Source organism: Ruegeria sp. ANG-S4, from assembly GCF_000814005.1.
Classification (GTDB): Bacteria; Pseudomonadota; Alphaproteobacteria; order Rhodobacterales; family Rhodobacteraceae; genus Ruegeria.
Genome location: NZ_JWLK01000001.1, coordinates 501,744 through 525,035, shown reverse-complemented (window position 1 = coordinate 525,035; position 23,292 = coordinate 501,744). Strand labels below are relative to the sequence as shown.

Here is a 23,292-nt window from a genome sequence, read left to right as displayed (position 1 = left end):
TTCCTTCGGAATTCTCTCTGTCGAACCGGGGCGCGGACGCCCCGGGTTCTGACCTTCTTGGGTCAGTTAGGTTAGTTCCAGGTGTAGTACCCTGCCTCAGTCATCACATCCTTCGTGCGCTCGGCCACGCCGTCCAGCGCTTCCTGGATATCCAGATCTTCGGTCAGAACTTTGGACAGTGTCGTGCCCAGATCAGCGTTGATCTTGCCCCAAACCGGAATGATCGGACGCCAGTCGGGATCCGCATGCTTCAGCGCCTCGCCAAAGGTCGCCATATGCGGATATTTGGCGTTCACGTCCGCATCGGCATGGGTCGAGAACCGGGATGGATTGCCGCCCGCCATGGCAACCAGCTTGTCGCCCTCTTTCGATGTCAGCCATTGCATCAACAGAAAAGCGGCCTCTTTGTTTTCAGCGTTGGACGGAATGCCGATACCGAAGCCGCCGGTCTGGCTGGCCCGTTCAACGCCCATGGGATGCAGCGCCCAACCGACCTTGCCGACGACCTGGCTTTTGGCCGGATCGTCGATCTGACCGGCAACGACCGTGGTATCCAGGAACATCGCCGTGTCCCCGTTCAGGAATGAACCCAGCGCCTCGCCGAAGCCGAAATTGGTCGCGCCTTCGGGTCCGCAGTCGACAATGGTCTTCAACGCCTCGGCCGCTTTGACGCCCGCCTCGTTGTTCACGACCGGGTTCCACTGGTCGTCAAAGATCGCCCCGCCCAGCGGGTTAAGGTGCAACAGGAACGCGTGGGCCGCGTGATGACCTGAGGCGGCGCGCGATGACAACCCGCCCATGCCCGGCTCCAACTCGGGGATCTTGCAGGCAATCTCAAGCAATTCATCATAGGTCTCGGGCACCTCGAGGCCATGTTTTTCGAAGATGTCCTTGCGATAACCAAGAACCGAGGTTTCGGAACCATAGGGAATCCCGAACAAGGACCCGGTCGCGCCTTCAAGATACCCTTTGTCGCCGCCCGCAAAGCCGATGTTGTAGACATAGCCATCAATCAGATCGCCCGCGTCATAACTGGGGTCGGCCAGTTTGGGGTTCATGAAGTACTTGGCCAGGTTTTCCAATTGATCAGCGAAGACATAGTCGGCCTTGGAAAACACCACATAGGCGATCAGGTCATACTCGCCTTCGTCCTGACCCAGTTCCAGCGTCTGACGTTCGCGCATTTTGAGGTATGGAAGCTGATCCACTTCCACCTCGATCCCGGTTTCCTCGGTGAATTCCGGCAGGATCTTCATAACCGCATCGTAATGTGGATGGGCCGGGAAATTTACGATCAGGGTCGTGCCCGCGTAGTCTTCATACGGGTTGGCCAGTGCCGAACCCGCCATACAAGCCGTAGCCGCCAGGCCAACGACTGTTGATTTCAGTGAATTTGACATGCGTTCCTCCCTTTGCATGAAAATCGGGCCGCTAGATCGCGACCTCGCTTTTGCGGTCGAACAAGTGCACCCCATTCGGATTGACCGCGAATGTCAGTTTCTGGCCCAAGGCCACAGGTGTTTCGGAATTGACCTCGACCATGACCTTGGCTGGTCCGCATTTGCACAGCAGGACGGATTGGGCGCCGACATATTCCGAAACCATCACATCAAGTGTCAGGGTATTTTCCGCGCTTGCATTCTGATCATAATTGAGGTCCGAGGGCCGGACGCCCAGAATGACCTCTTTGTTTTTGTGCTGCCGGATGGATTGGGTTTTTTCGCCTTGTAGCCGCAGATCGAAGCCATCGCCTTTGACATAGATAGCTTCCGAACGTTCCTCGATCTCGCCTTCGAGAAAATTCATCGGCGGCATGCCAAGAAAACCCGCTACGAATTTGTTGACCGGACGCTTGAACAGCTCTTCGGGCGTGCCCTGTTGCTGAATGTATCCGCCGTGCATCACAACGATCCGATCCGCCAGCGTCATCGCCTCGATCTGATCGTGGGTCACATAGATCATGTTTTTCTGTACCCGCTGGCTCATCAACGCGAGTTCGGCCCGCATCTGACCACGCAGCTTCGCGTCGAGGTTGGACAGCGGTTCATCAAACAGAAAGGTTGCCGCATCGCGGGTCAACGCCCGCCCCATGGCCACGCGCTGACGCTGGCCACCCGACAATTCGCCCGGCTTGCGCGCCAGATAGTCTGTAAGCCCCAGTGTTGCCGCAACATCCCGGACCTTTTTGTCGATCTCGGCCTGTGGACGTTTTTGCAAACGCAGAGCAAAGGACATGTTTCGCGCCACATTCATGTGCGGGTAAAGCGCATAGTCCTGAAACACCATCGCCAGATCGCGATCCTTTGGTTCCAGACGGCTCACAGGCTTGCCGCCGATATAGATTTCGCCTTCGGAGACATCCTCAAGCCCGGCGATCATTCGCAGCGTGGTGGATTTCCCACAGCCCGAAGGACCGACCAGCACGGTGAATTCATTATCAGCCATCTCAAGATCGATCCCGTGCAGGACCTCGACATTGCCATAACGCTTTATGAGGTTTTCAAGATGGATGTTCGGCATAGGGGCGCAGTCTCGATTGCAATTGTTACCGGTCACATTATCAATTGTGACCGGTAACACAAGAAAAAACGCATGTCGGCGTAAGCCATTGAAACCAGTCAATCAAGTTGGCTTGGTAGAGCCTCTGAAAAATGGCTGCGCTTCAATCTTGACGTGACGGGGAATCACCGGGGCTTCTGACGGCTCGTCAAAAAGCTCCGCAATCAACCGGCCAGTGGCACGCCCGATACCCCTTGGATCGACCATCACAGTCGTTATGGCCGGGTTGGCAAAACGCGACACTTCGAAGTTTCCAAAGCCGGCAATGCCGATCTCATCCGGCACGCGCCTGCCCTGCGCGGTCAAGGCGGACAGCACCCCAAACGCCGGAGCATCGGACACGCAGAAGATGCAATCCGCGTCTGGAAATAGCGCAAGCAATTCAGGCGCGGCAGCTGCCCCGTCTTCGATGGACAGCGGCGGCTTGCCGATCTTCAGAACACGGTGTGCTGACAAACCCGCCTGGCCCATTGCATCAATGAATCCCGCCCGGCGCGCTGCACCGCGGGTCCAATCGTCATCAGCTTCGCCCAGAAAGGCAATGTTGCGGTAACCTCGCGCGATCAAGGCACACGTCATCTCGGCGGCGGCGGCGCGGTTGGAAAAGCCGATCGTATGCCCGATTGGGTCTTCGGGCCGCTCCCACAATTCGATTACGGGCACATTTGCGTCGCCCAGCAATTGAACCGTGCGATCCGAATGGCCGTCATAAGACAGAACAACCGCCTCGGGTCTTCGGCGCAACATGGTCTCGACCAGCGTCTCTTCCCGCTCGGCCGAGTAATCGGTGTATCCAAGCAGAATCTGTTGCCCGATCCCCTCCAGTTCTTCGGTCAGCGCCTGCACGGTTTCGGCAAAATGGAGATTGTTCAGCGATGGCACCAAAACGGCGACAAAACCCGATCGTTTTGTCGTCAGACTGCCGGCCATTTGGTCAGGAACATAGTTCATGTCGCGCACGACCTTCAGGATACGCTCGCGTGTTTCCTTCGAAATCGGGCTGTCCTGCTTCAATGCGCGGGACACTGTCATGCGCGAGACACCCGCCGCGCGGGCGACATCGCGCATGGTGACCGGAGACTGTGTTTTTGGTGAATTTGACACGCTGCCAACCGACAATTCTGTTATCGGTCACAGAATGCGTCATGGTCCGCAGTGTTTCAAGAGGCGCCGCATTGGGTGCAGCGCCTCTGGTTGGCTTCAGCGCTCAAGCGCGCCCACGCCCGAGAAACGGAACGCTTCCTGTTCCAGCGCGTCGATTTCCTCGGCACTCATCTGGTCATGGGCGACGGTGATCCGACCAAGGAAGACAAGCGGCAGTTCATCGGCGCGACCTTCCAGATCGGCGCGGATCGCTTCCGCGGTCGCTGCACCCACGTCATCGCCCATGCGCATCGGTGTGGCATCCAACTCACCTCGGCGAATGGCCTCCAGTTCCAGGCCAGTGCCGCCCCAGCCGGTCGAGAAGATATCCTTCTCTTTGCCCTGAGAGACCTGCGCCTCGACCGAGCCCATCGCCATGGCGGTATTGGCGTTGTGGATGATCGTGGCCTCGGGATAGGCCTGCATGATCAGGCTGGTGCCTTCAAAACCACCTTCTCGCTGATACTCACCATAGTGCTCATAGGCGGTTGTCCAATTGCCTTTCTCTTCCACACAGGCCTTGAAATCACCAGAGCGCTGGTTGTCCGTAATCCCCGGAATGCCCCGGTTCATCGCCATTGTGACATCGTTGCCAAGGCGACCCAGCATGTAGTCACACATGGTCAATGCGCCTGCAGCCGACGAAAAGTCGAACCAAGCATCCGGTTGGTTCTTCAGATCCTTCATCGGCGTATGGAACGCCCACACATAAGTCGAGAACCCGTCGTTTCCTGACAGTTTGTCGATGTTGTCGGCCTGAATCGCAAGCTCCGACGGGCCAAATATGACGTAGTCGTACAGGTCCGCATCCTGCTCCACCTGATTGGCATAGGTCGATTGCAGCGAGTGTTCGATCTGGCGGCTGGCAAACTCGGTGGTTTCATAGGCGATGCCCAGTTCTTCCAGCCGCTTTGTCAATGCCAGGTAGTTGCGTGCCCAAAAATCGGACGTATCCGCCGAAGGATAGATCAGTGCGATTTGGATCGGATCATCCAGCGTTCCTGAATAGGGCACCGCCTCGGACCCGACGACTGCCTGCAAGGCTTCAAGCTTGCCTTCGGCATTCACCTCTGCCGGGACCCAGTAATCCCGGTCGGCAATGTCGGGCAGCTCTTTCAGTGGCAAATTACCCTCAGCCAGGGCGACGCCAGTAAGCGCCATGCTTGCCACAAGTGCGATAGTTGTTGTTAACCTCATTTCGGTTCCTCCCTTTGCATGAGTGCGGAGCCATCGGTCGGGCCGGGGCTGCACCCCCTGGCTCGACCAACCCGCGATTCAGCCGTTTACCCGCTTGGATTCGGGTCCCCGGCAAACAATGCCCCAATCGCCAGAAGCGCGATCAGCACACCAATCAAAGCTGCACTGAAACGCAGCATTTTCTGCCCATCCGGGGTCATCAAACCGGCGAACATGCCGCCGGCCCCATCCCGATCTTTCTTCTGCATCCAGGTGTACAGCGCGACAGAGCTGACAATTACGACACCCGATGCCACGGACTGCCAGAAGAATTCGATCCGCAGCGTTACCAGCGCGTTGATCATCATGCTCAGCAAAAGCACGCCCGCAAACGACCCCAGCATCGAAGCGCGGCCACCAAAGAGCGATGTACCGCCTACAACCACAGCCGCAATAACATGCAGGTTGAAGTAGGGCGCTGAAGTTGCCTGAATGGCATTGAGTTTGCCAGTCAGCATAACCCCCGCCAGCGCCGCGCATGCCCCCATCAGAACATAGGCATAGACCTTGTGCCGGTTGACCGAGATACCGGTCAGCTCGGCTGCTTCGGGGTTTGATCCAATTGCGATCGTGTAACGACCGAAATACGTGCGTGTCAGCAGAATATAACCCGCAATCATCGTTGCGATGCCGATGATGACCGGGATCGGAATGAAACCGGGGATCTGCCCTCGTCCGATCTCGGTCAGGAACTCGGGGAAACGCGCCAGCACGAGCCCCTTGGCCAGGACAAGCGCAAACCCGCGATACACAAGATCCATTGCCAGCGTCCCAATCAGATCGGGCACATTGAACCGAGTGATGATCAGACCGTTGATAAGGCCCATCGTCGCGCCAAGCATGATCGCGATCGGCACCGCCACATAGACGGAAAACCCGTATTGCTTGATCAGAAAGGCCATGATGATGCCGCTGAGCGCCGCGATGGACCCGATTGACAGGTCGATCCCGCGCTGCGTGATGACAAAGGTCATCGCCATCGCCATTGGCATGTAAAGCGCCGCGTCCAACAGAATAAGGTTCAGGTTGGTGACTCTGAAGTAACGCGCAGGTTCGGCAAGCGCCATGAATAGCAGAATCGCCAGGATCATCACCATTGGGCCGATGATCGCGACATAGGGTTCCAGCCGTTCCGAAAGTGATTTGTTTGCCATTGCCGTCGCCATTATGCTGCCTCCTCTGCACCCACGATCAGGCCCAGAACCTCTTGCGTGTTGCTTTCGGATGCTTGCACCACCCCGACGCATTGCCCGCGCCGCTGAACGTGAATTCGGTCCGAGACCTCGAAAACGTCGTCCAGTGAGTGGCTGATAAGAATGACCGCCAGGCCCTGAGCCTTGAGCGTTTTGATCAGCTTCAATGTACGCGCCGTTTCCTGCGGACCAAGCGCCGCGGTGGGTTCGTCCATGACCAGCACACGCAATCCTTCGTGATATACCGCGCGGGCGATTGCCACGGCTTGACGCTGACCGCCTGAAAGGCTCTCGGTCGGCGCGTCCAGCGATTTCAGTCGCACGCCAAGACGCTCCATCAAAACGCGTTCGGTCTCTGTCCGCATGCGCTTGTTGTCGAGCATCGTGATGCCCAGCACCTTGCGCGTGAGTTCATTGCCCAAAAACATGTTCGCCGCCGGGTCAAGGTGATCGGCAAGCGCAAGTGTCTGGTATACTGCATCAATGCCCAGTTCGATTGCATCTGCATGGCTGCTGAAGTCGACCTTTTCGCCCGCCAGAAAGATCTCTCCTTCCGTGGGTTGGTACACACCGGTCAGTACCTTGATAAGCGTCGATTTTCCGGCACCGTTGTCGCCGACGATGGCCAGTACTTCTCCGGCGTATGCGTCGAGGTCAACATTGGACAAGGCTGTCACGCCACCGAACCGTTTGGTGATACCACGCATTTGAACAAGCGGGGTGTTTGGCATGAGATACTCCTTGATTAAGTAGAATTCTCCGGTGCAGCCGGTCGCAACCGACCCGTTGCCCCACCAGATCGAGGGGTGTTTTCCAGATTCAAAATACCTCCGGTGGGCCCCTGACCATCTCTGGTCAAGGAGCCCGGGGAGAAACCACCTACTTGCCCCAGATGTCTGAATAGGCCTCGCGATAGGGCGAGTCGGGGTCGAACTGGTTGCTGTCGCCCAGCTTGGCCAACCCTTCCTGTGTCACCAGCGCCGGTGACGTGACATATCCCGAGCACGCCTCGCCCTGAATGGCGCGGTTCAGTTCGTCGACCAGTTGCCAGCCCTGAAGGTTCAGGGGTTCTGCGACCGTGATCGTCTGGTACTGACCGCCGCGAATACGCTGGAACGCCGCCTCCGATCCGTCACCGGCCGAACCGGCCTTGGGCGATCCATCTCCGGGAATGCCAGCCGCGGCCAGCGCCGGACCCATGAAGTCAAAGTAAAGATCGTTGATCGCCAAGGCATGGGTCCAACTGTCGCCGTGTTTTTGCAACAGCGATGTCGTCAGCGGCCCCATCCGGCTGGACGTATCGGCAATCGGTGTATCCACATATTCCAGAACGGTGCCGCCCGCAGCCTCGATGGTTTCCTTGATACGGTCCGCCTTGTCGATTGCGATCTGATAGGTCGAGTCGGTAAAGATCACCGCCCCTACATTGTCGCCGCCATCTCCCATTGCCCATTCCGCTGCCACCTCGGACACGGTCATTGCATCGGTCGAGACGTTGGCAAAGATCCCGCCGGGGGCATCACATCCGATTTTCGGACCCGAATGCCAGGCCACCATCGGAATGCTGGCACCAACGACACCTTCCAGGGCCGCCTGCTGTTCAACCGCATCAAATCCGTTGATGATCATCCCGTCCGGCTTCAGCGCCAGCGCTTGCCCAATGGCCGCCGTGCGCCCCTGGATAGAACCCGCGCCGTCAAGAACCCGAACGTCCCAGCCGATTGTCTCGGCGGCCTCCTCGACCCCGGTGGTCACCCCGAGGATGCCACCGTTCTTCAGGTCGCCCGCAACAACCACGATGGACTTGCCTTCAGCGGCTTTCGGCCCTGTGGTCGGTCCGTCCCACGCGGTTTCTGCCAATGCGGCCGCGCCCAGACCCGCAAGAATCGTGCTTGCCAGTATCGCGTTCAGACAGGTTTTCCTTTTCATAGTATCCTCCCTTTGCATGTGTGTGATCAGCGCTTTTCTGCACCTTTTCTGCGCTGTGCATATCCTGCGATGCCGATGGCAATCAGCAGGGTCACTCCGTTGAACAGCGGCTCGACCCAGAAGGAGCCGCCGAATTGTTGTATGCCCGAGATGCCGACCGCCAGAATGGCGACACCAACGACAGTGCCCCAGACATTGACCCGCCCCGGTTTGATGGTTGTTGAACCCAGAAACGCCCCCACCAGTGCGGGCAGCAGAAACTCCAGCCCGACCGAGGCCTGCCCAATCCGCAGCTTCGATGCCAACAGCACCCCGGCCAGCGCGGTCATTGTGCCCGAGGCGACAAATGCACCGATCACATATTTGCGGGTGGGAATACCGTTCAATTGCGCAGCGCGTTGGTTGGCACCAATTGCATAGAGGTACCGGCCGACCGGCGTGTATTCGAGCACGATCCACATCACGACGGTAATGACGATCAGGTAGTACCCGGTGATTGGCAGGCCAAAGACAAACGTGCTGTTGAGCGCGTAGAACCCGTCAGGGAGAACGCCCACCATCTGACGACCGCCGGTATGCCACAGCGCCAGCGCATAAAGGACCGTGCCGGTGCCGAGTGTGGCAATGAAGCTGTCGATCTTGGCCACCTCGACCAGAAGCCCGTTCAGAAACCCGGTCACTGCCCCGAGGATGAGCACCACGGCCACGGCCATGGGCCACGGCAGGCCCATCATTGTTTGCAGGCTGATCGCCAGAATGTGCCACAACACGATCCCGTATCCGACCGTCAGGTCGATACGCCCGGCCGCCATTGGGATCATTGCCCCAAGCGACAGCAACGCGATGATCGCCTTGTCCGACACAATCGCACGCAAATTCAACATTGTGGGAAACGTATTCGGCAACAGCACTGAAAACAGCCCGATCAAAAGGACCGTCAGGATGACCAGCCCGTAAACCGGAAGAAACCGGGTCAGGCGCTTGCCAAAGCTCAGCCCCTTGAGTTCGGCCTTTGTCGGTTCCAATGCGCTGGATTCAAGCGATTGCATTTCTGCTGTCCTCTATGGTGGCGATATTCCCGGCCGAGGCCGACTGAATCAGATTTTCGGTGGTCAGACGCGTGCCGCTCAACTCATCGACAATCGCCCCCTGGCTGAACACGATGGCCCGGTGACAGATTGTTGCGATCTCTTCGAAGTCGGTGGATACAACAAGTATCCCCAATCCATCTGCCAGCGCCTGATTCAACAGCGCATAAATCTCGGACTTCGCACCCACGTCCACGCCTGCGGTCGGGTCCTCGCAGATCAGTAGCTTGCGTTTGGTGGCCAGCCAGCGACCGATAACAACCTTTTGCTGATTGCCGCCCGAAAGCGCCTCGATGGCAAGACTGGGATCATTTGGCGACAAGCCCAGTTCCGCCCCAATGATCGCGGCTTGTTCTGCCTCGGTCTTTGGCGACAGCAGATTGAGCAATTTGCGTCCGATACCCTCGGGGTTGAGGAACGTGTTCTCGCGGATCGAGAGGCTCATCGCAACGGATTCCTCGGTGCGGTCCTTGGCGACCAGCCCGACACCGGCGGCCAGCGCACGCTGCGGTGTCGACAGGTCTGGTGCCCCGCCTGCAAGTGTAACCTGCCCGGTATAACCCTCCAGACCGAACATCGCGCGCGAGATTAATTCGTGGCCGGCACCGCGCAGGCCCACAAGCCCGACAATCTCGTTTCTGCACAGATTGAAGTTCAACGGCCCAACGTCATCGACCCGGAACTGATCCAGGGTCAATACTGGGGCACCGGGGGCATCGGTACTTTTAACCGTCTCGCGCGTCTTGCGCCCGACGATCTTTTGCACCAGTTCTTCCGGCGTCGTGTGTTCGATACTGCGCACCCCGACCATTGCGCCATCGCGCAAAACAGCCACGCGGTCGGCAATCTGAAAAATCTCGTCCAGGCGATGGCTGACATAGATCATGCCGACACCGCGCTCCCGCAGTGGGCGAAGTGCCGCGAACAGCCGTCCCACTTCATCCGCAGGCAGCGAAGCGGTGGGTTCATCCAACACCAGAAACTCGCTGTCGACCGCCAACGCCCGTGCAATCGCAACCAGCGATTTCTCGGTGCGCGAAAGGTTCTCGACGCGCGTTGTCGGGTCGAAATCGCAATCGACCTTGCGCAGCGCGTCAGCGGCAAAGGTTTCGACACTTCCCCACTGGATCAGCCCGTTCTTGCGGGAAAATCCCAGCGCCAGCGCAATGTTCTCGGCAACCGTCATCCATTCGATCAGTCCCAGATCCTGATGGATGAAGGCTACTTTCTGGCGCTCGCCGAAACCGGCCGGTCGATGAGAGTACGGCTCGCCGTCAATCAACACGCGTCCTGCGTCCGGTTGATGGATGCCGCCCAGCACTTTGATAAGGGTGGATTTGCCGGCACCGTTCTCGCCCAGCAGCGCCACGATCTCACCGCGGCCCACTGTCAGCGACACATCTTTCAGCGCATAGGTGCCGCCGAAATGCTTGTCGATGCCATCAAAGAACAGCCCTGAGTGCAGGTTCTGCATTTGGGGTCCTCCCTTGTCCGGGTCTCAACCCTCCCGTTGAGTTACCCGTAACATTGCGCTAGTGTTTCGCGTGAGAGGCCATTCTGTCAAGACTTAAGTTACCCGTAACGTAAGATTGAGAAGATGAAGGAAAAAAGCAGTAAAAACAACAGGGTAAGCCTGTCTGAGGTGGCGCGGGCGGCGGGAGTCTCAAAGATGACCGCGAGCCGCGTTTTGCGCGGTGAAGGCGGGTATTCGGAAAAAACCCGCGACAAGGTCATGGCGAAGGTCGATCAGCTTGGTTACCTGCCGAATCGTCTGGCCACAGTTTTTGCCGGTGATCAGAGTTCAACCTTTGTCGGTGTCTCGATTCCCGACCTCGGTAACGAGGTTTTTGCCCAAGTGCTGGAGGGTATCGACCGCAAGCTCGGGTCGTTTGGTCACCAGACGGTTCTGGGCCTGACGCAACACACCCATCAGGAGGAGGAAAACTGGATAAAAACCGTTCTCTCCTGGCAGCCTGCGGGACTGATCCTGACCGGTCGCTACCACTCACCCCGCGCCACCGAGATGCTGCGGAACGCCGGTATCCCGATCGTCGAAATCTGGGACCTCAACAGCAGCCCGCTGGATATGTCGGTGGGCATCAATCACTTCGACAGCGGCTTTGACATGGGCCGTTATTTGATGAGCTGCGGGTATACGAACATAGGGTATGTCGGCACCTCACATGATACGGCCAACGCCGCGACAACGCGGCTTGACGGTTTCTGCAGGGCGGTTGAAGGCGGTGGAGGAAAGGTTGTGAAACAGCTTTGCCTGCATGACACGGCAACCTATTACCCGGGCTTCTATGGAACCGAGCAGCTTTTGGCGTCATCAAGCGACGTCGAATGCATTTTCTATCAGAATGACGCGATGGCCTTTGGCGGGCTGCAATATTGCAGTTCAAAGGGCATGAATGTGCCCAATGACATCGGAATTGCAGGCTGGGGCGATCTTCCAATCGCCTCGGTCATCACCCATCGACTGACGTCGATGCACGTGCCGCACCTCAAGCTGGGGCAGACCGCAGCGGCGATGATGATCGGTCGGCTCAGCGACGAACCGGTGGAGAATTTCAAGGACATCGGTTTTCGCCTGATCCCTGGAACCACCGTCCGCAACCCGGACAAGGCCTAGCTGGTCTCACCGGGCACAAGCCGGGATCCGACATCGACGATGCGGGGCAAATCCCCAGCCTCGCCCGCAAAAAGATCATCCAACAGCGCGGCCACCTGCATGCCTATTTCTCTGGCGGTCACGCCAACCGTCGTAATCCTCGGATCCGAGACCGATGCGACCTCAAAATTGCCAAAGCCTGTTACGGCAATGTCGGACGGCACTTTGAGGCCCCTGCGGCGACACTCGCTCAGAGCACCGAATGCAACAGGGTCGGAAACGCAGACCAAAGCATCCAATTCCGAAACCGCGTCTCCCAAATCGGACACGGCCTGCGCTCCATGCCGCATCGACACGGGCGCTGACCCTGCATCAATGATCGTAACATCCGGCAGGCCAAGTTCTGCAGCAGCGGCGATGACGCCCGCGCGCCGGGACGCACCACGCAGGTCTGTATTCTCGGAGGCGCCGACAAACCCAAGCCGGTATCTGCCTTTCTCGGCAAGATGTGTCACGACCTTGGCCATCGCGGACGCATTGGAAAACCCGACGACATGGCCCAAAGGCGCGGCGGGCAAATCCCAAATCTCGATCACAGGTAGATTTCGCGCACTCAGCAAGGCGCGCGTTTCGTCGGTATGATGCCCGCCGGTCAGAACGATCGCCTCGGGGTTCCTTGTCAACAGCTGGCGGACCAGTTCCTCTTCCTTGTCCACCTGATAGTTGGTGCTGCCCAGCAAAAGCTGCATCCCGCTCTGCCCCAGGCCTTCCGAAAGGCCCCGGAACGTTTCTGCAAAGTTCGCGTTGTTGATGGACGGCAGCGTGACCGCGACAAACCCGCTTTTTTGCGTCCGAAACGCCTGAGCGGTGGTGTCGTAGACATATCCGAGATCGTTGGCGACCTGCCTGATCTTGTGGCGGGTCTTGGCATTCACCGTTTCATCGTCGCGCAACGCACGCGACACGGTCATGGGCGAAACGCCCACGGCCCGCGCAACATCGCGCATGGTGACGCGGTGACTCATTCCAAAGCCCTTGGTTTACGAAACAAATTCATGCTGTTCCGTTACGTGATGATGGATGCGCCCTTCAAAGAACTCGTTCACGATCTGACCTGTAACCTCCTTGGATTCATGCCGCGCGGGCGAGGCCAGCGCGGCGTTCATCGTGTCGGCATCCGGATAGCTGATCGCCAGAATCAGGGGAAATTCCGGTGCGCCCGCATCCCGATCATCGCCGAACATAACCCGGACATCCGTGTTTCCCGGAAACTGCGTCCACAGTGGGACTAAACGATCCCGGACCGCAGCGCGAAACGCCGACGTCTTCCCGGCGGCTACCGATCCTTCAAACATTGCGAACCGTGTGATCATTGTACGATCTCCTCTTTTGCACCTTTGAAGAACTCCATCACGGCCGCTTCATCCTCACCACCTAGGCCTGCTGCGGTAAGCATCCGGTGAATTTCGGTACAGATCGCCGTCATTGGCATCGACGTTCCCGTCTGCCGGGCCAAATCGTTGACCGCGTTCAGGTCCTTGACCATGTTGTCGATCCGCCCCGTGCGCCGATAGTCTTTGGTGGCGAAGCGCGGAAGATATTCCTGCAAAAGCGCGCTGTCCGCCCGTCCGCCCTTCAGGGCCTGTGGTATCTTCACTGCATCGACACCGGCATCCAACGCCAGCTGAGTGGCCTCGGCCACGGCAAGAAACCCGATCCCGCACAGAACCTGATTTATCAACTTGGTGGTCTGCCCTGCCCCGGATGGTCCCATATGGGTATAGTTGGACGCCACGTGCTGCAGGACCTGGTGCGCGCGTTGAACGTCTGCAACTTCTCCGCCCGCCATCAACGTCAGTTCCCCGATCAGCGCCTTTGGCGCACCGCCGGACAAGGGGCTATCCACCCAGGCCAAACCGCGCTCTGCCGCCATCTTGGCAAACTTCCGGGTGGCGTCCGGCTCGATCGAGGACATATCGATGATAACGGTTCCTTCCGACGCGCCATCCGCTATGCCGTCCTTGCCAAAGGCCGCCAGGCCGACAATGCGGGACGCGTTCAGGCTGGTTATGACAAAATCGACGCCGCGACTTGCGTCTGCTGCCGACGAGGCCGCTATGCCGCCCTTGGCGACCAAGGCAGCGACTTTTTCCTCATCCAGATCGAAGACTTGCAGCTGGTTGCCCGTCTCCAAAAGTCTGGTCCCAATGGCACCACCCATGGCGCCCGCCCCGATCAAAGCGACCTTCTCGCTCATATCAACGTCTCCCTCACATAGTCTTCGGACTGCGCGATGACCTCCTGGTACGAATGCGTAATGTCGATCTCACCACCCCATTCATCTGCATCCAGACGTTCAAGCGCGGCAAATTGACTGTCCAGCAGCGATGGCGGCATGAAGTGTCCAGACCGTGACGCGACCCGTCGCGCCAGAACGTCCCGCGGCGCGTCCAGATGCAGGAAATGAACCGGCTCTGGCACTTCGTTTCTGATCCAGTCGCGGTATTTCTTCTTTAGCGCCGAACAGCCGATGACCACGGGACCCGAGCTTTGGGCCATCACCCGGCCAACGGCCGCGAGCCAGGGCGCGCGGTCCGCGTCATCCAAAGGCTGGCCGCTGGCCATCTTGTCGATATTCACACGGGGATGCAGATCATCTCCGTCGATGAATTCCATCTGACACAAGGCCGACAAGGCGACCCCGACAGAAGACTTGCCGCAACCTGATACGCCCATGAGAACATAGCACCGCATCAGAGCGACGCCGTGATGCCGCCATCCACGTAAAGCGTATGGCCATTTACAAAACTTGACGCGTCCGAGGCCAGAAACACACAGGCGCCCACAAGTTCCTCAACCTGCCCCCATCGGCCCGCTGGCGTTCGCTTTTCCAGCCAGGCCGAGAATTCGGGATCAGCCACAAGGGCTGCATTCAAAGGAGTGTCAAAGTAGCCAGGCGCAATGGCGTTGCATTGCAGCCCGTGTTTTGCCCAATCTGTCGCCATGCCCTTCGTAAGGTTGCCCACCGCCCCTTTGGTGGCCGTGTATGGTGCAATTCCCGGCCGTGCGAGCGATGTTTGCACTGAGGCTATGTTGATGATCTTACCTTTTCCTCGTCCGATCATATGCCGGGCTGCTGCCTGACCGACGTGAAAAACACTGGCAACATTGGTCTGTAACAGCTTCTCGAACGCATCCGCCGGAAAATTCTCCAACTCGGTCCGATGCTGCATGCCCGCATTGTTCACCAGAATATCAATAGCGCCAGTACCACTTTCAAACGCGTCCACCGCAGCCCGCACACCTTCGTGATCCGTCGCGTCAAAGGCCAGTTGGTGCACGGTTGCCCCTTCGGAGCGCAGGCTTTCCGCAGCAGTGCCCAGCTTGGCCGCATCGCGTCCATTCAGAACAATCTCGGCCCCTGCTTCTGCCATGCCGCGCGCGAGCGCGTATCCGATCCCTTGCGAAGAACCGGTAATCAAGGCGCGACGGCCCGAAAGAGAAAAAAGATTGGTCATATCGGTTCCTTTGTTACGCAGACACACATTGACTCAGACATTGACTTGGCCTTTGTGGTACCGATAACATGTTACCGATAACAAAACTTGTCAAGCAGGGATTCTCTCGTGTCGAAACCAGTCATTCTACAAGTCGGACCCTATCCTGAATGGGACCAGAAACCCCTTGAAAGCGCGTTCGAGGTCAAGCGTCTGTTCGAGGCCACCGATAAAGCGGCATTTCTTGGAGAACATGGACCTGACGTGCGTGCGATCGCGACACGGGGCGAGCTTGGCGCAGACCGCGCCATGATAGCCGCGTGCCCCCAGCTCGAAGTGATTTCAGTCTATGGCGTCGGTTTCGATGCGGTTGACCTGGACGCGTGTCGCGCGCGTGGCATCCGCGTGACCAACACACCGGACGTCCTTACGCAGGATGTCGCGGACCTGGGCGTCGCGATGATGCTGTGTCAGTCGCGCGGCATGATTGGTGCCGAAGGCTGGGTACGCGACGGATCATGGGTCAGCAAAGGTTTGTACCCGTTGAAACGGCGCGTTTTCGGGCGAAAAGCGGGTATTCTTGGTCTTGGCAGGATCGGGTATGAGGTAGGCAAGCGCTTGGCCGGCTTCGATATGGATATCGCCTATACCGATATCGCCGCGAAGGATTACGCACCCGACTGGACTTATCTGGCTGATCCGTTGGAACTGGCGCATCATTCGGATTTCCTGTTCGTCACGCTTGCCGCGTCTGCTGAAACGCGGCATATCGTCAACCATGACATGATCGAGGCAGTTGGCCCTGATGGCATGATCATTAACATCTCGCGCGCGTCAAACATCGACGAAGACGCCCTGATCGCCGCTCTTCAGGATGGAACACTCGGCTCTGCCGCGTTGGATGTATTCGAAGGAGAGCCCGCGCTGGATCCCCGATTTCTGGAGCAAGACAACGTTCTGCTGCAGCCACACCACGCCTCCGGCACAATCGAAACCCGCAAGGCAATGGGACAGTTGATGCGCGACAATCTGAGCGCTCACTTCGCCGGTCAAGATTTGCTTACCCCCGTACTCTGAGGCTGATATGAAAACCATTGTTGCACACGCCGCCAAAGACCTTCGGATAGAAAATCGAGACGTGCCCCAACCGGGCCCGAACCAGGTGCTTATCAAGATGGCCGCAGGTGGCATTTGCGGATCGGATCTGCACTATTACAATCACGGTGGCTTTGGCCCGATCCAGCTGAAAGAACCAATGATCCTCGGCCACGAAGTCTCGGGCCACATTGCCTCTTTAGGTGAGGGCGTCGCTGGCCTGCGCGAAGGCCAACTTGTCGCTGTTTCGCCTTCACGTCCCTGCGGCACCTGCAAGTATTGTCAGGCAGGCGCACAGAACCACTGCCTGAACATGCGGTTTTACGGCTCAGCCATGCCATTCCCACATATTCAGGGGGCCTTCCGCGAATACCTCGTTGCCGACGCTACGCAATGCGCAGTGGCCGATGGTCTGACAACGGGCGAAGCCGCCATGGCCGAGCCGTTGTCTGTGGTCCTGCACGCGGCAAAGCAGGCAGGCGATCTGATGGGCAAGCGGGTTCTTGTCACCGGATGCGGCCCGATCGGCCTGCTTGCCGTCCTCGTCGCACGACAGGCCGGAGCGATTGAAATCGTCGCTACAGATATCACCCCTTTCACGCTTGCCATGGCAAAGAAAGCAGGTGCTGACATCGCGATCAATGTCGCGGAAACCTCCAGCGCCCTTTCCGAGTTTTCAGAGGACAAAGGTCATTTCGATGCGATGTTCGAATGCAGCGGGGTCGCGGCGGCACTCGCGGCGGCTGTACCGGCTATGCGACCTGGAGCGACCATCGTGCAACTGGGTCTTGGCGGGGACATGACCTTGCCGATGCAGGCAATGACCGCAAAGGAACTTCGCCTGACCGGCTCATTCCGGTTTCACAGCGAGTTCTTCGCGTCTGTTGAGATGATGCAACGAGGCAGGCTCGATGTTTCGCCGCTGCTCACACACAGTTTTCCCATGTCCGAGGCCGTAGAGGCCTTCGAACTGGCAGGCGATCGTACACAGGCCGTTAAGGTGCTGCTTGCGTTCTAGCGACCGCGTCCCAACGCGATGAGTAGATCGCTTCGGGCTGTTCATCCCGCACCCACGCTTTGTGACCGTACTGACTTGTTTGCTGGCAACATCGGATGGCGTCCTGCATTCCGATGTCGGCCCCCAATCAACTGCTGGCGCGCAACTTCATGGCAGACTTCAATGACACGCTCGTTTAGCAGATCCTACCTTTTGGCGTATTGCCGGATCATATGCCCGCCATCGACATCCAAAACGATTCCGGTAGTGTAAGTATTCTCCATAAGGAACAACGCGGCTTCGGCCACCTCTTCGACATCGCCGACCCGGCCAATTGGAAGTGACTCACCGGTCGCCTCATACATTGCTTCTCGGGTCTCGCGCTCCATTCCTGCGTAGGCTTCGGATCGCACCATTCCAGGCGACAAACAGTTGACCCTCAGGTCTGGCCCCAATTCCAAGGCCAGGCCTCTGGTCAGTGCCTCAATCGCGCCGTTCACCGCCCCCAAACCAGAGCAATTCAATCCGGGACGTCTTGACAGAACGCCCGAAAACAGCGTGATCGACCCATTTTTGTTCAATTTGTTCAGCGCAGCCTTTGCGGTTGCGTAAGGTCCAAAAAACTTGGCATCGAACATGCCGCGCAGGCTATCCTCTGGTAGGTCAGAAAAGCGTCCATGCGCGGCGCTGGAGGCGGAAATCACCAGGTGATCCACGTCTGGCAGAGCATCTGCCCATGACGCGAGCGAACCGGCATCTGTCATATCCAGAGGCAGTGCGGAGCCAGCCCTCAACTCCGTTACTGCCGCTTCCAGTTTGGCAACGTTGCGGCTCGAAATAATAACGTCAGCACCCGCTGCGGCTGATTTGACGGCGATAGCTTTTCCGATACCCGACCCTCCGCCGACCACGACAATTGTTTTTCCTTTGATTGCCATGTCTTTTTCTCCTTAGCGGACTGGTTTTGTTTCGGGCCGAATGAAATTGAAGATCGTCTGCGGATCGGCACCGGCAAAAAGAAACTTGATGACGATGGCGGCGGCAGCTTCCAGTTGATAGGCGTGTTCGTTGCCTCCCAAAAGCAAGGGCTCGGCGCCGACATCGGCAATCAATTCGGCTATCGCTTCATTCGCCCCCGCGTCAGCCGTATACAGCGTGACCATCTTCCGCCCGTCATAGGTTTTGCTAGGGTCCTCCCACACTGCAACCTGTGCCATGTTGAAGGCTTTGCCGACATGTGCACCGGGCAGAGCGTCTGCGATTGCCTGCGTGAGAGAGCGATTGTCTTCGCGCGTGGTCAAAAACGTCTCGATGCTGACCGGGTTATTGATGTCCACAACAATCTTGCCGTCAAAAGCCGCAGACCCGCCGGCTGCTTCAATCGCCTCAAAAACGTCCTCCCATCTGGTTGCCAAGACGACAACGTCGGCAAACGCCACCGCCTCGCTTGCCGTGCCTGCCAAAGCACCAATAGAGTTTGCGGCAACGCGGGTCTTGTCCGGTGTGCGTCCAGACAACATTACGTCGTGTTTGCCGGTCCACTTTCCGGCAAGCGCCTTAGCCATTCCTCCAGCACCCACAAAACCAATCTTCATTTTTTTTCTCCTGCATTCAGCGATGCTGGAAATCTAGTGACCTTTCATGCATAAATAAAATCGATGCTACTTATATTTGGCATAACATAAATGGATTTAAAGAAATCCGACATTGGCTTGCTGGTCGCTTTGGATGCGCTTCTGGAACATGAAAGCGTGACGGCGGCGGCGCAGACGCTTGGTGTAAGCCAGCCTGCGATGTCCGCGCAATTGGCTCGTCTTCGTTCACTCTTCAACGACCCCTTGCTGACGTCTTCGGGAAGAAAACTTGTTCCGACGATACGAGCCCTTGAAATCAAACAGCCGTTGAGGTTGCTGCTGGCCGACCTCGATCTGCTTGTTCGCGAGTCAGTTGAGTTCGACCCGAGCAAGACAGATCGAACCTTCAGCCTTCTGGCCACAGACTACGTGCACGCCGTTTTATCGACAGCCCTGTTGCAGGCATTTGTTCAGGAAGCTCCAAACGCAAGGCTAGCCTTTCGGGCGTTCGAACCGTTGACGGTTTGGCAGAACCTAGAACAAGACGATACTGACTTGGCTCTCGTCACAGGAATGAACTTGCCCGAGGCGCGACAGCGTCCCGGTTTCTTAGAAGAGTTCACAGTGATTCAACGAAAAGGTCACCCGCGAGGAATGTCACCATTTTCGCTCGACACGTTTTGCGCACAAGAGCACCTGCTGGTTTCGCCCGAAGGAGGCGGATTTGTCGGAGCGACGGACAAAACACTGGCGGAAACTGGCCGTTCCCGCAGAGTTGTTTTTTCCGTGCCGAGCTTTCTGCTTGCGCCCACGCTTGTCGCAGGCTCGGATCTTGTCGCACTCGTGCCACTACGACTTGCCGAACTTCACAAAGGTCTCGTGGACCAGTTTGATCTCCCGTTCCAATCCCCCAGCTTCGCCGTAGATCTTTTGTGGCATCCGCGCCGTCAAAACGACCCAGCGCACATTTGGCTCAGGTCACTCGTCGCACGTATCGCTGTTGCTTCGTGAAAGACGGGTTTCACTTTAGGTTGATGGTCAATGCGAATGTGATTCTTCTTCATAGCCAATTTTCTGCGGATCGCTTTGACGAACAACAACTGGTTGCGATCAGCCCCCGTTTGATCCTTGTGCAACCGGATGACCTTGGCAGCCCTGCACCTGGCCCGAAACCCGATCATTTGGGTTGTAACGACTTTGGCGCTAGGAGCTCTGACACGGCATGCACATGTGGTTCAGTTGGTTGGCTGGATGATCGAACGCCTGTGTCGCGCTTGGCACAGCTTGGTCAAGACAAGGCGTGATCTCGGCAGGTTTTTTCGGACAATTGTGCATGATGTGGCGCTGGAATTGGTAGCATGGAAAGTCCAATACTCAACTGAGCATCACCCGGCAAAATCCAATTGTCGATCAATGTCCGGGTTGCATCGTACCAGCCACCAAGACAACCTAGTGATTGGATCGACAAAGCATTCCGGTTGGTCGTATTGCGGCCGCTACACGCATTCAAATACACGGGTTCCGACCATGGCTCTGCATAACCACCCTATGTGGCGAAAGCCCCAGCATCACCAGGACCTTGATCGCGCGCATGATCATGTGCACTGGGCCGAGCTGTTTTACGACTTGATCCATGTGGTGACGATTTTCCTGCTGGGCAACTACCTGTCGCATCACTTGGACATCCACGGATTTCTTGTTTTTTCAGGGGTGTTCATCACGCTCTGGTACGCTTGGGGTGAACTCAGCATTTTCAACTCGATCTACGTCAGCACGGACTTCTGGCATCGCCTCATAATGTCGGTGATGATCTGCACAGTGATGTTCATGGCCGCAGCCATACCCGCCATTGACGGCAAGGGGTGGGTTTTCTTTGCGTTAGGATTTGCCGCAAACAGAGCCATGATTGCCGCGCTGTACTATCGCGCACGGCGGGCGAATTCGTCAGGGGAATCGATGTCGACGGCGCAGATTCGCAATTTCACGGTCTTTGCGGTGATTTTTGCCATCACGGCGTTTCTGCCTAAACCATTCGCCTATTGGGCTTTTGCCGCTGCGATCGTCGCCACACAAGCGATGTACATGATCCCCGGCGTCACTGTCCTGCGTTTTGAACGGTTCGTCCCGCGCCTTGGTCATATGGCCGAACGGTTTGCCCTGCTTACGCTGATCGTTTTGGGCGAGGGGTTCTTCAAACTTGTCGTCACCCTGTCCGAAAAAGGCATCTACAAGGTTTCACCCGACGTGCTGGTCAACTTCGTCATCGGCGGCGTTTCGATGTTCGTGATGTGCTGGATCTATTTCGACTTTGTCGGCAACGCCAAACCAAAAGACAAAAAGGTCTCAACCCTGGTTACCTGGTGGCTTGCACACCTTGTCTTGATGTTGTGCGGCGTTATGGTTGGCGTCGCCCTGGCCGCAGAGGTCAAAGTCGGCTTTTGGGAACCCTACCCGACCGAATATGCCGCTATTGGCTGTTTTGGCCTTGCCGGTTACATCGCGATGCTATGGGTGCTTCAAAACGTGATCGAACACCGGGTCGCCTCAGAATTTGGGCGCTGGGATGTGCGGGTGTTTGGAATCGCCCTGGCAATTGGCTGTTTCTATGCCGTCCCACATGTCCCTTCGTTGGTAGGCAACCTGATCTGGGGTACGGCCTTGCTGTCGCAAATTGCAATTCCCTTGATACGCGCTTGGACGAAGTTTCAACATGAGTGAGGCGGCCATAGGTTCGAACTGTCTAAGGAAGAAGGTGTATTGGTGGCTCGAGCGCCCAGACCGGGGTGCCACCGGCCCTTGGTTACTGGAAATAGCTCTTATCGCCCTGATCACGCTAAACGTGGCCGCAGTCATTCTTGAGACGGTTGATTCCATCTACGCCCGCTGGGGTTTCGCCCTCAACCTGTTTGAAGGGCTGTCGTTATTTGTATTCGTGGTGGAATACGCTGCAAGGCTTTGGGTCGCGACAGAAAACCCAAATTACAAAACGCGCGGCGCGTGGGCCGTTTCACCGATCGCTTTGATTGACCTGCTGGCGATATTGCCCGCGCTGCTTTACCTTTTGTTCCCGATTGACCTGCGTCTGCTTCGAACTTTCCGCATGTTGCGGCTCCTTAAACTCACACGGTACTCGCCGGCACTCGGCATGTTGCTTGCCGTGTTCGAGGAAGAAGCCGGTGCGTTTTTCGCCGGTTTCTTTATTCTCATGGTGATGCTGATCTTTGCCGCAAGCGGCGCTTGGCTGGCAGAACACAAAGCGCAACCGGAGGCATTTGGCTCGATCCCGGCAGCAATGTGGTGGGCAATGGCGACGTTGACCACGGTCGGCTATGGTGACGTGACCCCGGTCACGGTCGCCGGCAAGATTTTCGGCGCCGCGATCACGGTGATCGGCATCGGTATGGCCGCGTTGCCAGCTGGTATCATCGCCAGCGGCCTGAATGACCAGTTGCACCGCCGTCGCGCCAGCCTTGAGCGTGAATTTCGAAAAGCCCTTGAAGATGGCGATATTTGCGAGGCGGACGAGGCCGACATCGAAGCCGTTCGCAAGCAGTTGGGCTTGTCTCGCCGCTCAGCCGATCATATCCGAGACCGGGTGCATGCCGAAACGTTGTCGATGGTCGATCACTGTCCGACCTGCGGTCAACCGACGGATCAAAAGACGAAGTCATAGCGATCATTTGGACGGGGTATCGGTTGCATTGTCCGCGCCTAGCAAGTTGTCCAACGTGTCCGAGATTTGATGGGAAAAACTGCCCGCCAGTTTCTTGGCGTTTGCTTTTCCGTACATCCCGGAAATCGCATCCAACGAAATGGCAAAATATTGAACCGCTCCGATCACATGAAAGACTCGGGCTTGAAGGTCTGATTGACCTGCGCTCAAGCCAACCGGCGTACGGCTGGAAATCTCCAGTAATCTGTCGAGATAAGCCTTCATTGGCCAAACCCTTGCGTTCTCGTGAACGTCCAGCAAAGCGCGAACAGTCAGGCGTGCATCATCCGGGCGGGACAAATTGGATGCCAGAAATCGATTGAAATAGACTTTCAGATGCATCATCGGGTCGGCCTGCTTCGCCGATTCAATTTCAGTAAGTTGCCGACTGGCAAGACCGGACAGAACCTCGGAATACAGCCTTTGTTTTGTCCCGAAGAAATGCAGTAAAGCCTGTTTTGACACACCCGCTTCTTCCGCCAAAGCAGCAAGACTGACGCCATGGTAACCGTTGGCTGCAAATTGTTTGGCGGCAATCGTCAGATAACCTGCCCTTGGATCGTTCTGCTTGTCCATCTAACACGCTCCGTTAATGACGTTACGTATCAGATGCATTAGAGCTTACCAAGTGGTAAGTACCTTACCATTTGGTAAG

At 57.3% G+C, this 23,292-nt stretch carries 23 protein-coding genes; 6 read left to right on the top strand and 17 right to left on the bottom strand.

What is annotated here, in order from left to right; genetic code table 11:
- Positions 1 to 71: 71 nt before the first annotated feature.
- The 9 genes from RA28_RS02795 to RA28_RS02755 all read right to left on the bottom strand — a co-directional run bounded on the left by RA28_RS02795 (position 72) and on the right by RA28_RS02755 (position 10,622).
- Complete coding sequence (locus RA28_RS02795; RefSeq protein ID WP_039523565.1) at positions 72 to 1,400, bottom strand: extracellular solute-binding protein; 1,329 nt, start codon at positions 1,398 to 1,400, stop codon at positions 72 to 74.
- Between the two features lie 31 nt (positions 1,401 to 1,431).
- Entirely contained in the window at positions 1,432 to 2,520 is a 1,089-nt protein-coding gene (locus RA28_RS02790) for an ABC transporter ATP-binding protein (RefSeq protein WP_039523564.1), read from the bottom strand.
- 102 nt (positions 2,521 to 2,622) lie between these two features.
- Positions 2,623 to 3,627 carry a LacI family DNA-binding transcriptional regulator gene (locus RA28_RS02785; protein WP_052261241.1) on the bottom strand — a complete coding sequence of 335 codons (1,005 nt, stop codon included), beginning with the start codon at positions 3,625 to 3,627 and terminating at the stop codon, positions 2,623 to 2,625.
- A gap of 132 nt (positions 3,628 to 3,759) precedes the next feature.
- Positions 3,760 to 4,899 (bottom strand): substrate-binding domain-containing protein, encoded by a 1,140-nt coding sequence (locus RA28_RS02780; RefSeq protein ID WP_039523561.1) that lies wholly within the window; start codon positions 4,897 to 4,899, stop codon positions 3,760 to 3,762.
- A gap of 86 nt (positions 4,900 to 4,985) precedes the next feature.
- Positions 4,986 to 6,104, bottom strand: coding sequence for an ABC transporter permease (locus tag RA28_RS02775; RefSeq protein ID WP_039523558.1), 1,119 nt, complete (start codon positions 6,102 to 6,104; stop codon positions 4,986 to 4,988).
- Positions 6,104 to 6,862: an ATP-binding cassette domain-containing protein gene (locus tag RA28_RS02770; protein WP_052261240.1), complete on the bottom strand. Its 759-nt coding sequence runs from the start codon at positions 6,860 to 6,862 to the stop codon at positions 6,104 to 6,106. Before RA28_RS02770 ends, RA28_RS02775 begins: the two co-directional genes overlap by 1 nt.
- A gap of 148 nt (positions 6,863 to 7,010) precedes the next feature.
- Positions 7,011 to 8,060: a substrate-binding domain-containing protein gene (locus RA28_RS02765; protein WP_039523552.1), complete on the bottom strand. Its 1,050-nt coding sequence runs from the start codon at positions 8,058 to 8,060 to the stop codon at positions 7,011 to 7,013.
- A gap of 26 nt (positions 8,061 to 8,086) precedes the next feature.
- The gene (locus tag RA28_RS02760) at positions 8,087 to 9,109 is read right to left on the bottom strand and encodes an ABC transporter permease (protein ID WP_039523550.1); all 1,023 of its coding nucleotides are present in this window, start codon (positions 9,107 to 9,109) and stop codon (positions 8,087 to 8,089) included.
- The gene (locus tag RA28_RS02755) at positions 9,096 to 10,622 is read right to left on the bottom strand and encodes a sugar ABC transporter ATP-binding protein (protein WP_039523546.1); all 1,527 of its coding nucleotides are present in this window, start codon (positions 10,620 to 10,622) and stop codon (positions 9,096 to 9,098) included. The genes RA28_RS02760 and RA28_RS02755 overlap by 14 nt, the downstream gene beginning before the upstream one ends.
- A 123-nt stretch (positions 10,623 to 10,745) precedes the next feature.
- Here RA28_RS02755 and RA28_RS02750 point away from each other — a divergent pair, with 123 nt between their 5' ends.
- On the top strand, positions 10,746 to 11,783 hold the full coding sequence (locus RA28_RS02750; protein ID WP_039523542.1) for a LacI family DNA-binding transcriptional regulator: 1,038 nt from the start codon (positions 10,746 to 10,748) through the stop codon (positions 11,781 to 11,783).
- Here RA28_RS02750 and RA28_RS02745 read toward each other — a convergent pair.
- Genes RA28_RS02745 through RA28_RS02725 form a run of 5 tightly spaced genes read right to left on the bottom strand, consistent with a single transcriptional unit; the run spans position 11,780 to position 15,280 of the window.
- The gene (locus tag RA28_RS02745; protein WP_039523538.1) at positions 11,780 to 12,787 is read right to left on the bottom strand and encodes a LacI family DNA-binding transcriptional regulator; all 1,008 of its coding nucleotides are present in this window, start codon (positions 12,785 to 12,787) and stop codon (positions 11,780 to 11,782) included. The genes RA28_RS02750 and RA28_RS02745 overlap by 4 nt on opposite strands.
- 15 nt (positions 12,788 to 12,802) lie before the next feature.
- Positions 12,803 to 13,135, bottom strand: coding sequence for a hypothetical protein (locus RA28_RS02740; RefSeq protein ID WP_039523534.1), 333 nt, complete (start codon positions 13,133 to 13,135; stop codon positions 12,803 to 12,805).
- Positions 13,132 to 14,019, bottom strand: a complete 888-nt coding sequence (locus RA28_RS02735) for an NAD(P)-dependent oxidoreductase (protein WP_039523531.1) — start codon at positions 14,017 to 14,019, stop codon at positions 13,132 to 13,134. The genes RA28_RS02740 and RA28_RS02735 overlap by 4 nt, the downstream gene beginning before the upstream one ends.
- Positions 14,016 to 14,516 (bottom strand): gluconokinase, encoded by a 501-nt coding sequence (locus RA28_RS02730; protein ID WP_039523527.1) that lies wholly within the window; start codon positions 14,514 to 14,516, stop codon positions 14,016 to 14,018. Before RA28_RS02730 ends, RA28_RS02735 begins: the two co-directional genes overlap by 4 nt.
- A complete protein-coding gene (locus RA28_RS02725; RefSeq protein WP_039523524.1) occupies positions 14,516 to 15,280 on the bottom strand; it encodes an SDR family oxidoreductase in 765 nt (254 codons plus the stop codon). Before RA28_RS02725 ends, RA28_RS02730 begins: the two co-directional genes overlap by 1 nt.
- A 108-nt stretch (positions 15,281 to 15,388) precedes the next feature.
- Between RA28_RS02725 and RA28_RS02720 the strand changes: the two genes are divergently transcribed.
- Complete coding sequence (locus RA28_RS02720; protein ID WP_039523521.1) at positions 15,389 to 16,336, top strand: 2-hydroxyacid dehydrogenase; 948 nt, start codon at positions 15,389 to 15,391, stop codon at positions 16,334 to 16,336.
- 7 nt (positions 16,337 to 16,343) lie between these two features.
- A complete protein-coding gene (locus RA28_RS02715) occupies positions 16,344 to 17,372 on the top strand; it encodes an L-idonate 5-dehydrogenase (RefSeq protein ID WP_039523517.1) in 1,029 nt (342 codons plus the stop codon).
- 185 nt (positions 17,373 to 17,557) lie between these two features.
- Here the strand turns inward: RA28_RS02715 and RA28_RS02710 are convergent, their stop codons facing one another.
- Positions 17,558 to 18,289 (bottom strand): SDR family oxidoreductase, encoded by a 732-nt coding sequence (locus tag RA28_RS02710; protein ID WP_039523514.1) that lies wholly within the window; start codon positions 18,287 to 18,289, stop codon positions 17,558 to 17,560.
- Between the two features lie 12 nt (positions 18,290 to 18,301).
- A complete protein-coding gene (locus RA28_RS22135; RefSeq protein ID WP_052261239.1) occupies positions 18,302 to 18,946 on the bottom strand; it encodes an NADPH-dependent F420 reductase in 645 nt (214 codons plus the stop codon).
- Between the two features lie 129 nt (positions 18,947 to 19,075).
- On the opposite strand from RA28_RS22135, the gene RA28_RS02700 reads away from it, so the two are divergent.
- The 3 genes from RA28_RS02700 (at position 19,076) to RA28_RS02690 (ending at position 22,598) form a co-directional block, all read left to right on the top strand.
- Positions 19,076 to 19,936, top strand: a complete 861-nt coding sequence (locus RA28_RS02700; protein ID WP_193747339.1) for a LysR family transcriptional regulator — start codon at positions 19,076 to 19,078, stop codon at positions 19,934 to 19,936.
- 516 nt (positions 19,937 to 20,452) lie between these two features.
- On the top strand, positions 20,453 to 21,643 hold the full coding sequence (locus RA28_RS02695) for a low temperature requirement protein A (protein ID WP_039525580.1): 1,191 nt from the start codon (positions 20,453 to 20,455) through the stop codon (positions 21,641 to 21,643).
- The gene (locus RA28_RS02690; RefSeq protein WP_052261238.1) at positions 21,636 to 22,598 is read left to right on the top strand and encodes an ion transporter; all 963 of its coding nucleotides are present in this window, start codon (positions 21,636 to 21,638) and stop codon (positions 22,596 to 22,598) included. The genes RA28_RS02695 and RA28_RS02690 overlap by 8 nt, the downstream gene beginning before the upstream one ends.
- Positions 22,599 to 22,601: 3 nt before the next feature.
- On the opposite strand, the gene RA28_RS02685 is transcribed toward RA28_RS02690, so the two are convergent.
- Complete coding sequence (locus RA28_RS02685) at positions 22,602 to 23,213, bottom strand: TetR/AcrR family transcriptional regulator (RefSeq protein ID WP_052261237.1); 612 nt, start codon at positions 23,211 to 23,213, stop codon at positions 22,602 to 22,604.
- Positions 23,214 to 23,292 lie beyond the last annotated feature (79 nt).